This window comes from Ornithinicoccus sp. (assembly GCF_057176825.1).
The window spans coordinates 2596283-2608766 of sequence record NZ_CM169976.1 but is presented as its reverse complement, the minus strand read 5'-3'; the positions used below and the strand labels follow the sequence as shown (position 1 = coordinate 2608766).

General features: G+C 71.4%; 12 protein-coding genes and 1 tRNA gene. 10 read left to right on the top strand and 3 right to left on the bottom strand.

Translation table 11 applies throughout. The features are described 5' to 3' along the window. Positions 1–46 precede the first annotated feature (46 nt). The gene (locus AC1QRC_RS13010) at positions 47–1543 is read right to left on the bottom strand and encodes an HNH endonuclease signature motif containing protein (RefSeq protein ID WP_484203717.1); all 1497 of its coding nucleotides are present in this window, start codon (positions 1541–1543) and stop codon (positions 47–49) included. A 334-nt stretch (positions 1544–1877) separates the two neighbouring features. Continuing rightward, on the bottom strand, positions 1878–2483 hold the full coding sequence (locus tag AC1QRC_RS13005; protein ID WP_484203716.1) for a hypothetical protein: 606 nt from the start codon (positions 2481–2483) through the stop codon (positions 1878–1880). A gap of 71 nt (positions 2484–2554) precedes the next feature. On the opposite strand from AC1QRC_RS13005, the gene xerD reads away from it, so the two are divergent. From xerD to AC1QRC_RS12955, 10 genes are all read left to right on the top strand, one after another. Further along, positions 2555–3520 carry a site-specific tyrosine recombinase XerD gene (gene xerD, locus AC1QRC_RS13000; protein ID WP_484203715.1) on the top strand — a complete coding sequence of 322 codons (966 nt, stop codon included), beginning with the start codon at positions 2555–2557 and terminating at the stop codon, positions 3518–3520. Between the two features lie 303 nt (positions 3521–3823). After that, complete coding sequence (locus tag AC1QRC_RS12995; RefSeq protein ID WP_484206639.1) at positions 3824–4639, top strand: ParA family protein; 816 nt, start codon at positions 3824–3826, stop codon at positions 4637–4639. An 86-nt stretch (positions 4640–4725) separates the two neighbouring features. After that, positions 4726–5733 carry a segregation and condensation protein A gene (locus AC1QRC_RS12990; RefSeq protein WP_484206638.1) on the top strand — a complete coding sequence of 336 codons (1008 nt, stop codon included), beginning with the start codon at positions 4726–4728 and terminating at the stop codon, positions 5731–5733. Continuing rightward, positions 5726–6358: an SMC-Scp complex subunit ScpB gene (gene scpB / locus AC1QRC_RS12985; protein ID WP_484203714.1), complete on the top strand. Its 633-nt coding sequence runs from the start codon at positions 5726–5728 to the stop codon at positions 6356–6358. The genes AC1QRC_RS12990 and scpB overlap by 8 nt, the downstream gene beginning before the upstream one ends. Continuing rightward, entirely contained in the window at positions 6355–7272 is a 918-nt protein-coding gene (locus tag AC1QRC_RS12980; protein WP_484203713.1) for a pseudouridine synthase, read from the top strand. The genes scpB and AC1QRC_RS12980 overlap by 4 nt, the downstream gene beginning before the upstream one ends. A 37-nt stretch (positions 7273–7309) precedes the next feature. Continuing rightward, positions 7310–8023: a (d)CMP kinase gene (cmk, locus tag AC1QRC_RS12975; protein ID WP_484203712.1), complete on the top strand. Its 714-nt coding sequence runs from the start codon at positions 7310–7312 to the stop codon at positions 8021–8023. Positions 8024–8046: 23 nt separating this feature from the next. Further along, on the top strand, positions 8047–8916 hold the full coding sequence (locus tag AC1QRC_RS12970; protein WP_484203711.1) for a sulfurtransferase: 870 nt from the start codon (positions 8047–8049) through the stop codon (positions 8914–8916). Further along, complete coding sequence (locus AC1QRC_RS12965) at positions 8916–9428, top strand: SufE family protein (RefSeq protein ID WP_484203710.1); 513 nt, start codon at positions 8916–8918, stop codon at positions 9426–9428. The genes AC1QRC_RS12970 and AC1QRC_RS12965 overlap by 1 nt, the downstream gene beginning before the upstream one ends. Continuing rightward, on the top strand, positions 9425–10897 hold the full coding sequence (gene der, locus AC1QRC_RS12960) for a ribosome biogenesis GTPase Der (protein ID WP_484203709.1): 1473 nt from the start codon (positions 9425–9427) through the stop codon (positions 10895–10897). Before AC1QRC_RS12965 ends, der begins: the two co-directional genes overlap by 4 nt. Positions 10898–11070: 173 nt before the next feature. Further along, positions 11071–11144, top strand: a tRNA-Pro gene (locus tag AC1QRC_RS12955). Between the two features lie 73 nt (positions 11145–11217). Here the strand turns inward: AC1QRC_RS12955 and nhaA are convergent. Then, positions 11218–12462, bottom strand: coding sequence for a Na+/H+ antiporter NhaA (nhaA, locus tag AC1QRC_RS12950; RefSeq protein ID WP_484203708.1), 1245 nt, complete (start codon positions 12460–12462; stop codon positions 11218–11220). Between the last annotated feature and the right edge of the window lie 22 nt (positions 12463–12484).

Sequence of the window (12484 nt, the reverse complement as noted above, 5' to 3'; positions counted from 1 at the left end):
GGCCCCCACAGGGGTCCGGGTCGGCGTTCTCCGGTCGAGGGTTGGGTCAGGCTGTTGCGGGCGCCACCCCGAGATCTCGCGGCGGTCGATAGCGGCGGTTGCGGGCCCACGCGGTCTGCCCGGGCTTGCGGAACTCCGGTATCCCGTCCTCGGGATGGAACCGGATCTGCCAGTGCTCCTCGTGCACCAGATGGTGGTGGAACGCGCAGAGCATCACACCCTGATCCAGGTTCGTCGGGCCGCCCTCGGACCAGGGGTCCCCTGCGTGGTGCAGCTCGCACCAGCCCGGGGGCCGATCGCACCCCGGCATGGCGCATCCCATGTCTCGCTGCCCGATCGCGATCCGCTGGTGCCGGCTGAACAGGCGGCGTAGCGCGCCGTGGTCGAGCGGCAAGGAACTCCCGTTGAAGACCTGCGGCAGGATCTGCTGGTTGCAGGCGAGCCGACGGATCTCCCCGGCGGTCAGCCGCACGCCCGTGGTCGTCGTGCCACACCCGATCCCCGAGGCCAGCTTCTCCTGCGACAGGGAGACGGCCACCACGGCGGCCGAGCCCCCGGAGCGCGCGAAGCCCTCCATCGGGGTGTGCTCGATCAGCGTGCAGAGCGCCTGCCCCAGCTTCTGCGGGTAGGTCCGCGTGTCGGGGACGAGGTCCGCTGCCCTGATGCTGGAGGACGCGGTCGCGCCCTCGCCCTCGGCCGAGGCGGCACCGCCCCCGCTGACACCGCCCCCACCGACACCCGCGCCGAACGCCCCCGTCGCGTTCCCCACGCCGTTGCTCGCTCCCTCGGGGCTCCCGGCTCCACCGAGCTGCGCCTCCTCGGCGGCGCGCAGGTGGGCACGCCTGGGGGAGGCGACGGCGTCCAGCATCGTCTTCAGCATCTCGCCGTGCAGCGCCGGGATCGTGAAGCCACCCCTGTAGGTGCCCTCGCCGGTCTCTTTCATCCAGAACTCGGTCGCCGCCCGGGCCGCCCGCTCGCGCCTGCGCACGGTCTCTTCCTCGTCCGCGTCGGCCTGCTCCCGGGTGGGACGGAATGCCTCGGTGATCCGGTCGCCGCGTGCCCGCAGGTCTCGCAGGCTCAGCGACGGCGCCTCCGCGAGCAGTGTGGTCTCGGCGGCTTCGCGCTCCTGGTCGCTGACGTCCTTGGGCAGCCCACCCAGGATCCGGGCGATGATGCCGGCCTGGGCCTGCGTGATCTTCCCCGCAGCGAAGGCCTCCTCGGTGGCGCTGGCCTTGGCCCGCTCCAGGTTGTCGCCCAGCCGGACCAGGTCGTCGCCGTCCCTCCGGTTCCCGCCGAAGTCGTCGCCCAACATCGCCCCGGTGGAGGTGGCTCCGCTCTTCTTCGCTGCGCCGGCTGCGTCCAGCGCTCGGGCAGCGGCCATCCGGTGCGCCGACACCTGCTCGGAGACACGTGCCAGTCGGGAGTACAGGGACCTGATCACCGGGGCCTCCAGCCCACCCCACGCGTTGCGGGGCACGGAGCTCACGGCGGACTCCAGGTGCGTGAGCATCTCCTCGACAGGGTGCGGCACGGGCTCGTGCACGGCGTGTAGTGGCAGGGCGGAGGCGCCATGTGGCGCCGGGTCGGCAGCGGGGGTGCTCCCCGACAACGATTCCTGATCCCACAACTCCTGCGGCTGTACCGCCATAACCCCACACCTCCCTCGGCATCCCGCCTGCCTGGTCCGGAAGTGCTCCCCAACACCCGTACCGGAACTTTGTCCTAATCTAGCGTGCCGACTCCGCTTCGTCAATACGTTCGACAAGAAAATTTGTGCGAATCTTCTGCGGGGGCGATCGAGGGCGCTGACCTGCGGTGATCACAGCAGCGCGCCACCCGGGCTACGCCGACCACTACGGCTACGCCGATCATCCCGACTACGCGCTCGGCAGGAGCCCCGCGCGGCGCAGTTCCAGCGACGCCAGGGCGGCAACCACCTCGGGGTCACCGGCACGCCAACCCCCGGCCGGATCCGTGCCGACCGTGGCGAGCCGGCGGGGGGACTGGCGCACCAGGGCCCGCAGCGCGAGGAGCTCCTGCTCACCGGCGACACCACGGGCCCGGGCGAGCGCCGTCATCCGCCGGGCGCCGAGGATGCGCACGACCAGGTAGAGACCGCCGACAATCAGGATGGGCAGCGAGGCGACCGCGACGGACAGCAGCCAGGCAAGGCTGGTGACACCCTCGTCGAGTCGCTGGCCGGCGGTGACGAGCCGGTCGCCGGCGCCAGCCGCCCCGATCAGGGGCGCTTCCAGACGGCTCCCGACCAACGGCACTTCCACAGCGCTGGCGGCGACCTCCTGTAGGCGGTCCGACCAGGTGGTTCCGGCGTCCTGCAACGGCTCGGCGGGCGCAGCCAACTGCCGCACCACACCGAAGACGCCCCGGCCCACCAACACCCACGCGACGACCCAGGCGAGCAGGAGCAGATCCCCGGCCACCTGACGGCTACGACGGGCGGGGGTCTCGGCATACCACTTCATCGGGTCCTCCTCGTGGGCGTTCCCCGGCCTGCCTCGGCCGGTTTGTCGGTCACGGGATCCACAATGACCCCATGGCGACCCAGACCGCTACGCCGACGCCCCGCCAGAGCGCACTGGCGCGGGCCGCGCGCGGCTGGATCGACCACCTCCGCGTCGAGCGGGGCGTGTCCCAGCACACCCAGCAGGCCTACTCCCGCGACCTGCGCCGCTACATCGCCTTTCTGGAGGCCCGCGACGTGCGGCGGCCCGAGGACATCGCGGAGGCCCACGTCACGCAGTTCCTCGCCCACCTGCGGGAGGGCAGTGAGGACCACCCCCCGCTCGCGGCGTCATCCGCGGCCCGGGCCCTGGTCGCCGTGCGGGGGTGGCACCGCTTCCTCGCCGTGGAGGGCGACACCCCAGCCGACCCGGCCCGCGAGGTGGCTCCGCCGGTGCCGACGCGCCGCCTGCCGAAGGCGATCTCGCTGGAGCAGGTGGAGGCACTGCTGGACGCCGCGTCGGTGGGCGACACCCCGGCCTCGCTGCGCGACCGCGCCCTGCTGGAGGTCCTCTACGGCTGTGGTGCCCGGGTGAGCGAGGCGATCGGGCTGGACGTGGACGACGTGGCGGCGGGTGGCGCGGCGGACGACGGCCTGGTACGGCTGTTCGGCAAGGGCAACAAGGAGCGCGTGGTGCCGCTCGGGCGCTACGCCCAGGAGGCACTCGAGGCCTGGCTGGTCCGGGGCCGCCCGTCGTTCGCTGCCCGTGGGCGGGGGAGCCCTGCCGTCTTCCTCAACCAACGTGGCGGTCGGCTGTCGCGCCAGAGCGCTTGGACCATCATCCAGGCAGCGGCTGACCGGGCCGGCCTGACCGGGCACCTCAGTCCGCATACGCTCCGCCACTCCTTCGCCACCCACCTCCTCGACGGGGGCGCCGACGTCAGGGTCGTCCAGGAGTTGTTGGGGCACGCCTCGGTGACTACGACCCAGATCTACACGCTGGTGACGGCACGGCACCTCCGGGAGGTCTACGCCCAGGCGCACCCGCGGGCCCAGTGACCACGATCGTCCCCGTGGTCCGTATGCCGTGGGACGGCGATGTATGCCGTGGGGCGGCGATGTGAGTATGCCGCGGGTCGGCGACGAGCAGTCGCGCGCGCCCAACGTTGGTCCGGCCCGGCGAGTCCGGTTAGGGTCGACCTGATCGGCGGGATGCCGACCACAACAGGTGAGGGCGGAGTGAGCGTGACATCCGAGGCGACGACGCAGGACGCGGCCAGCGCGGGCGGCGGCAAGCAGCACGACCGGCTTCCGGGGACCGAGACGGTCGGGTCCGGCCAGGTCGGCCCGACGGGTCGGCCGATGCCTGACTTCCCGGTGCCCGAGCCCCTGAACGGGCACGGCCCCGCACGGGTCATCGCCATGTGCAACCAGAAGGGTGGCGTCGGCAAGACGACGACCACCATCAATCTGGGTGCCGCCCTCACCGAGTACGGCCGGCGCGTGCTCCTCGTCGACTTCGACCCCCAGGGAGCCCTGTCGGTCGGTCTCGGCGTGCGGACCCACGAGTTGGACCACACCGTCTACAACCTGCTGGTCGAGCGCGGTCACGACGTCCGCGACCTGATCCAGACCACCCGCGTGGACGGGTTGGACCTGCTACCCGCCAATATCGACCTGTCGGCCGCCGAGGTGCAGCTGGTGGGCGAGGTGGCCCGGGAGATGGTGCTGTCGCGGGTGCTGCGACCGGTGCTCGACGACTACGACGTGGTCCTCATCGACTGCCAGCCCTCGTTGGGGCTGCTCACCGTCAACGCGCTGACCTGCGCCCACGGTGTCATCGTGCCGCTGGAGACCGAGTTTTTCGCGATGCGTGGGGTTGCGTTGCTCATCGACACGATCGACAAGATCACCGAGCGGCTGAACCCGCGCCTGCAGATCGACGGCATCCTCGCCACGATGTTCGACAGCCGGACGCTGCACTCCAAGGAGGTCGTGCGCAGCGTCGTCGACCACTTCCAGGACACCGTGTTCCACACCGTCATCAGCCGCACCGTGAAGTTCCCCGACGCGACGCTGGCTGCCGAGCCCATCACCTCCTACGCCAGCACGCACAGCGGGGCCGAGGCCTACCGCCAGCTGGCCCGCGAGCTCATCGCTCGCGGCGGCGCCCCCTGACCTTGTCGCAGACCCAGTCGGGCCCGCCCGACCTGGCGGACACCCCAGGCCCGGTCAGTCCGGAGGGACCGGCCGACGCGGAGGATTTGGCGGCGGCTGCCGCCCAGGCCTTCGGGGAGCCCGCCGCCCAGACCACCGGCGAGCCTGCCGCCGAGACACCGGGGGGAGTCCTCACCCGTCGGGGCGCCGCGCCGTTCGAGGTGCACCTGGACGTCTTCTCGGGCCCCTTCGAGCTGCTCCTCGGTCTCATCGCCAAGCACAAGCTCGACGTCACCGAGATCGCACTGGCCCGGGTAACCGACGAGTTCATCGCCCACCTGCGTCAGGCGCAGGAGGGCCACGACGACTGGGACCTGTCCCAGGCCTCGGAGTTCCTGTTGGTCGCCGCGACCCTGCTGGACCTCAAGGCTGCCCGACTGCTGCCCACCACCCGCGAGGACGACGAGGAGGACCTGGCCCTCATCGAGGCCCGGGACCTGCTCTTCGCCCGCCTGTTGCAGTACCGCGCCTTCAAGCAGGTCGCGAGCGAGTTCGACAGCAGGATGTCCACGGTCGGCCGGATCTTCCCCCGCGACGTCGGCATCGAGGACCGGTTCACCAGGCTCCTCCCGGAGCTGGTCTTCAGCATCACGCCCGACCAGCTCGCGATGATCGCCGCCCGGGCGATGATCCCGCGCCAGCCACCCACGGTGGGCCTGACCCACCTGCACGCCCCACAGGTCTCGGTGCGCGAGCAGGCCGCCCTCGTGGTGGAGCGCCTCCGCGGCCGCAGGCACGCCACCTTCCGCGACCTGGTGGCCGACGCCGACACCACCTTGGTCATCGTGGCGCGTTTCCTGGCCCTGTTGGAGCTGTTCCGCGAGTCGCTGCTGTCCTTCCAGCAGGACGAGGCCCTCGGCGAGCTGTCCGTGCAGTGGGAGGGGCCGGACACCGGTGCGGTGGAGATCGAGGACGAGTTCGACGACGCGGTCCCCGATACCGATCAGGCTCCTGCCGCCACGGCGCCCCCGAGGCCCCACAACGAGCAGGCACCCGCTGGCCCCCAGACCGACCCATCCCACGACGACGCCCGCACCGAGGAATCCCATGACTGACCCATCAGGCGCCGCGCCCCCGGAGGCCGACGAGATCGAGCAGGTCGCCTTCGACATCAACGACTTCCCCGGCGGTGCCCGCTCGGCAGTCGAGGCCGTGCTGATGGTCATCGACGAGCCGATCGACGAGGCCGCACTGGCCTCCGCGCTGGAGCTCCCGGTCGACGACGTGGTCGACGTGCTGGACGCCCTGGCCACGGAGTACCGCGATCAGGAACGCGGATTCATGCTGCGGCGCCTGGCCGGGGGGTGGCGGATCTACACCCGCCCCGAGTACGCCCCGGTCGTCGAGCGGTTCCTCCTCGGCGGGCAGCAGGCCAAGCTCACCCAGGCATCGTTGGAGACGCTCGCCGTCATCGCCTACAAGCAGCCGATCTCCCGGGCGCGGGTCGGCGCCGTCCGCGGGGTCAACGTGGACGGGGTCGTCCGCACCCTCGTGGCCCGCGGCCTGGTGCAGGAAGTGGGGCAGGACGGGGAGTCCGGAGGCGGAGCGGTGCTCTATGGCACCACCGACTTCTTCCTCCAGCGGATGGGGCTCGACAGCCTGGACGACCTGCCGGCTCTGGCCCCCTACCTCCCGGCCCAGGAAGTGCTCGATGAGCTGGCGGCGGAGGGACAGGCATGAGTCCGCAGGGTGAGAAGCGCGGACGCCCGGGCGGCAAGCGCGGCGGTGGCAGTGGCGGTCCCGCTGGCAAACGCGGCGGATCCCGTATGCCGAGAGCTGGCTCGGGCGGTTCTGCGGGCGGACGCGGGGGAGGCCCCCGGCGCCAGACAGCCCCGCGTCAACCGGTGCCCGATGTCGACGTCCACGACCCGTCAGGGGTGCGCCTGCAGAAGTTGTTGGCCTCCGCAGGCTGGGGGAGCCGACGGACCTGTGAGCGACTGATCGCCGAGGGCCGCGTCGAGGTGGACGGCCAGATCGTCACCGAGCTCGGCGTCCGCGTCGACCCCGGCCGCCAGGTGGTGCACGTCGACGGCACCCGCGTCGTGCTGGAGGCGGACAAGGTCTACCTGGCGTTCAACAAGCCGCTGGGCGTGGTGTCCACCATGAGCGACGACCGGGGCAGACCCTCGATCGGCGACTATGTCGGCAACCGGACCGAGCGCCTGTTCCACGTCGGCCGGCTCGACGCCGAGACCGAGGGGCTCCTGCTGCTCACCAACGACGGCGAGCTGGCGCACCGGCTGCAGCACCCCTCGTACGGGGTGCCCAAGACCTACATCGCCAAGGTCCCCGGACCGGTCGCCCGCGACGTCGGCAAGCGGCTGCGGGCCGGGGTCGAGCTCGAGGACGGGCCGGTCGCGGTCGATTCCTTCAAGTTGGTGGACTCCCAGCCCGGCAAGGCGATCGTGGAGCTGATCCTGCACGAGGGTCGCAAGCACGTCGTGCGACGTCTGCTCGCCGAGGTGGGACACCCCGTGCAGGCCCTGGCCCGCGTCCAGGTCGGCCCGGTGCGGTTGGCCGAGCTACGACCCGGCAAGACGCGGGCCCTGAGCAAGGAGGAGGTCGGCGCCCTCTACCGGGCCGCTGGTCTGTGAGCGGGTCACCCTCCCGCGTCGCCTACGCTTGTGCCCCATGAGCCGCACGCTGGACACCCCTGTCACCATCGCCGTGGACGGACCCAGCGGGTCGGGCAAGTCCAGCGTCTCCCGGGCGGTGGCCCGCGAGCTCGGGCTGGCCTACCTGGACACCGGGGCGATGTACCGGGCGCTGGCCGTGTGGTGCACCGAGCAGCAGATCGACCTGGCCGACCAGGCCGCCGTGGCGCAGGCGTGCCGCACCTTCCCCCTCGAGATGGGTACCGACCCCTCGGCACCGGCAGTGCACCTGGCGGGACGCGACGTGGGGGAGGCGATCCGCAGCGAGGAGACCTCGGCCGTGGTCTCCACCGTCGCCACCAACCTGTGTGTGCGCGAGGTGTTGCGCGAGCAGCAGCGCGCCATCATCCAGGAGGCCCGTGCGGTCGGCCGGGGCATCGTCGTGGAGGGCCGCGACATCACCACGGTGGTCGCACCCGACGCGGAGGTCCGCGTGCTGCTCACCGCGTCCGAGGAGGCCAGGCTCGCCCGCCGCGCCCGCGAGCTCTACGACTCCGCGGACGCCGAGGCGATCGCCGCGACCCACGACCTCGTGGTGCGCCGGGACCGGGACGATGCCACCGTCTCGGCCTTCTTCGAGCCCGCCGAGGGGGTTGTCGGAATCGACACCTCCTCCCTGACGTTCCCCCAGTCAGTGGCGGCGGTGCTCGAGGCCGCCAGCGCCACGGCATACGGAGAGACCACCCAGTGACCCCCCACCCGACGGAGGACCCGATGACCACCCAGACCGACCCGCAGACCGAGTTCGGCGACTACGCCCACCCGGAGCGGCTCGTGTCCACCCAGTGGCTCGCCGAGCACCTCGGTGACCCCGGCCTGGTCGTGCTGGAGTCCGACGAGGACGTGCTGCTCTATGACACCGGTCATATCCCCGGCGCCCTCAAGCTCGACTGGCACACCGACCTCAACGACCCGCTCACCCGCGACTACGTGGACGGAGAGCGCTTCGCCCAGGTGATGGGCGAGCGCGGCATCGGTCGCGACACGACCATCGTCATCTACGGCGACAAGAACAACTGGTGGGCGGCGTACGCGCTGTGGGTGATCACGCTCTTCGGCCACGAGGACGTCCGCCTGCTGGACGGCGGCCGCGCCAAGTGGGTGGCCGAGGGCCGCGAGATGACCACGGACGTGGCGACGCCGGAGGCTGTGGACTACCCCGTCGTCGAGCGTGACGACAGCACCGTCCGGGCGTTCAAGGAGGACGTCCTGGCGCACCTGGGCGGCCCGCTGGTCGACGTCCGGTCCCCGGGCGAGTTCTCCGGCGAACTGCTGCACATGCCGGACTACCCGCAGGAGGGCGCCATGCGTGGCGGGCACATCCCCGGCGCGAAGTCCGTGCCGTGGGCCCGCGCCGCCAACGAGGACGGGACCTTCAAGTCCCGCGCCGAGCTCGAGGCCATCTACCTGCAGGAGCAGGGGCTGGACCCGACCGAGCCGACCGTGGCCTACTGCCGCATCGGCGAGCGCTCCAGCCACACCTGGTTCGTGCTGCAGCACCTGCTCGGCTTCGACGCCGTGCGCAACTACGACGGGTCCTGGACCGAGTGGGGCAACTCCGTCCGGGTCCCGGTGGAGCGTTGATGACGAGCTCGTATGCCGGGGCACCCGGTGCGTTGGACGACCTGCCCGGTCCGATGGCTGAGTTGGCGCAGGACTTCCACGCCGTGAGCCAGCAGGAGCGGCTGCAGCTGCTGCTCGAGCTGAGCCAGGAACTGCCCGGCCTGCCCGAGCGGTATGCCGGCAAGCTGGACCAGATGGAGCGGGTGGACGAGTGCCAGTCTCCCGTCTTCCTCGCCGTCGAGGTCGAGGAGGAGGGCGAGCGCACGGTGCACCTGTTCTTCGACGCCCCGGCCGAGGCGCCCACGACCAAAGGGTTCGCCGGCATCCTGCGAGAGAGCCTGGACGGGCTACCCGCCAGGGACGTGCTGGGCGTGCCCGACGACGCCCCCTACCGGTTCGGCCTCGCCGAGGCGGTGTCACCGCTGCGGATGCGGGGCATGGTCGGCATGCTGGGCAGGATCAAGCGGCAGGTGCGGGCCCGCACCAGCCTCCCCCCGGCCCCGGCCGCAGAAGCGACGCAGGAGACCCCGTGACAGACCCGACCGACACCACCGCCCCCGCCGGGGACGACGGCGCCGTCGAGACCGCGCTGCGGGCCGGGCTGGAGGAGTTCGAGCTCACCGACGAGGACCTGGCACTGGTCGACGCCGGTGACGCGGACGCCCGTCCTGACTCGGTCCCGGCCACCCGTCCCGTGGTGGCGGTCGTCGGTCGGCCCAACGTGGGCAAGTCGACGCTGGTCAACCGGATCCTCGGCCGCCGGGAGGCCGTCGTGGAGGACGTGCCGGGTGTGACGCGGGACCGGGTCGCCTACGACGCCGAGTGGTCCGGGCGCGACTTCACCCTGGTGGACACCGGTGGGTGGGAGGTGGACGCCAGCGGGATCCACCTGCGGGTCGCCGAGCAGGCCGAGGTGGCCGTCGAACTGGCCGACGCCGTGCTCTTCGTGGTCGACGCCACCGTCGGCGCTACCGACACCGACGAGGCCGTGGTCCGGCTCCTGCGCCGCTCCGGCAAGCCCGTCGTGCTCGTCGCCAACAAGGTGGACGACCAACGCACCGAGGCCGACGCGGCCGCGTTGTGGTCGCTGGGTCTGGGGCAGCCCTGGCCCGTGTCGGCCCTGCACGGCCGGGGCAGTGGTGACGTGCTCGACGCGATCCTCGAGGTGTTGCCCGAGGAGTCCGCGGTCGGGGGCGCCTACGCCCGGGGAGGGCCTCGCCGAGTGGCCCTGCTGGGTCGACCGAACGTCGGCAAGTCCAGCCTGCTGAACAAGCTGGCGGGGGAGGAGCGGGTCGTCGTCGATGACGTCGCCGGCACCACGCGCGACCCGGTGGACGAGCTGATCGAGCTCGGGGACCGGGTGTGGCGGTTCGTGGACACCGCGGGCATCCGCCGGCGGGTCCACCAGACCCGCGGCGCCGACTTCTACGCCTCGCTGCGCACCCAAACCGCTCTGGAGAAGGCCGAGGTGGCCGTGGTCCTGGTCGACGCCTCCGAGGCCCTGGCCGAGCAGGACATCCGGGTGATCCAGCAGGTCATCGACGCGGGGCGGGCACTGGTCCTGGCCTACAACAAGTGGGACGAGGTGGACGAGGAGCGGCGCTACTTCCTGGAGCGCGAGATCGAGCGCGACCTCGTCCAGATCACCTGGGCCCCCCGGGTCAACATCTCCGCCCTCACCGGCCGGCACCTGCAGAAGCTCGTCCCGGCGCTCGAGACGTCCCTGGAGTCCTGGGAGCAGCGGATCCCCACCGCCAAGCTGAACGCCTTCCTCGGCGAGGTCGTCGCCGGCAACCCGCACCCGGTGCGGGGCGGCAAGCAGCCCCGGATCCTGTTCGCCACCCAGGCCGACACCCGACCGCCGCGCTTCGTTGTCTTCGCCAGCGGGTTCATCGAGCACGGATACCGGCGGTTCCTGGAGCGTCGGCTGCGCGAGGAGTTCGGCTTCCCCGGCACCCCGATCGAGATCTCGGTCCGGGTGCGGGAGAAGCGCCGACGGTGATGGCTCCGGAGCTCCCGCTCGGCGGGCTGCTCCGCGCGGGCCGGCCGATTCGGAGTCACCCGATCCGGTGCGATAAGGTTCAGGTCGCTCACGAGTTGTCCGGGCGGACCATCCTCACCGATGTGCTTCCCTGAGTGAGCCCTGGGCCGGGCGGCCCGCAACTGAATAGCTCACGGGATGTGGCGCAGCTTGGTAGCGCACCTGACTGGGGGTCAGGGGGTCGCAGGTTCAAATCCTGTCATCCCGACGAAAAGCCCTGATGAGGAGAGATCCTCATCAGGGCTTGTCACGTGTGGCGAGCTCGCCGCACGCTCAGCTCCTCAGGCGGTGTCGTCGGCGTCGCTCTCCTGGTGCTCTGAGGAAGAGGTCTGGTGCAGCCTCCGGGCCTCCAGGCGCAGTGCGACCGCACCCAGGATCGCCGCGATCAACGAGGCCAACAGCACGCCGATCTTGGCGCCCGCGAGATGGTCCTCGCTGTCGGGGAAGGACAGCTCGGCGATCAGCAGTGAGACGGTGAAGCCGATCCCGGTGAGGAAGCCGATGGGCACGAGGTTGCGCACGCCGATCCCACCTGGTGCCACCAGCGGGGTCAGCCGGGTCACCAGCAGGGTCGTGCCCAGGACCCCGATGATCTTGCCCACGACCAGGCCCGTGACGATGGCCGCCACCACCGGCTGCCCGAGCACGGACCCGATGCCGTCGCCGTCCACGATCGTCACCCCCGCGGAGAAGAAGGCGAAGACCGGGAGGGCGAACCCGAAGGACAACGGCTGCAGCCGCTCCACCAGTTGGTGCGTGCGGGGGTGGTGCTCGCCGTGGACCGGGCGCGCTGCCACCGCGAAGCCCAGGAGCACCCCGGCGATGGTCGCGTGGACTCCCGACTCGTGCATCAGCACCCAGGCCACGAGGGCCACGGGCAGCAGGACCCACCACCGCATCAGGGCCATCCTGGCGAGCACGCCGAAGGCGACGACGGTGAGGAGTGCCCCGGCCAGGGCCAGCAGGTTGATCTGGGCCGTGTAGAAGACCGCGATCACCACGATTGCCAGCAGGTCGTCAACCACGGCGAGTGTCAGCAGGAAGGTGCGCAGCGCCAGGGGCAGGCCGCGGCCGAAGACGGCGAGCACGGCCACCGCGAAGGCGATGTCGGTCGCGGTCGGGATGGCCCAGCCGTTCAACGCCTCGCGGTCGCCCATCGAGGTGACCACCACGACATACAACAGCGCCGGCACAGCCATCCCCCCGACGGCCGCGAGCACCGGCACGGCCGCCTCACGCAGGTTGCTCAGGCTGCCGGAGACGAACTCCTGCTTCAGTTCCAGCCCGACCACGAAGAAGAACAGCGCGAGCACACCGTCGGCGGCCCACGTGGCCAGGGACAGGTCGAGGTGTAGGGAGGCCGGGCCGACCACTGTCTCGGATAGTGATTGGTAGGAGGAGCGAAACGGGCTGTTGGCCCAGACCAGGGCGATCACCGCCGCGGTGAACAGCAGCGCGCCGGCCGTGGTCTCCTGGGAGACGGCCCGCACCAGCCGGGCCCGGAGAGTGGTGTCGGGAGCAGTCATCTGGGCACCTCGGCATCCGATA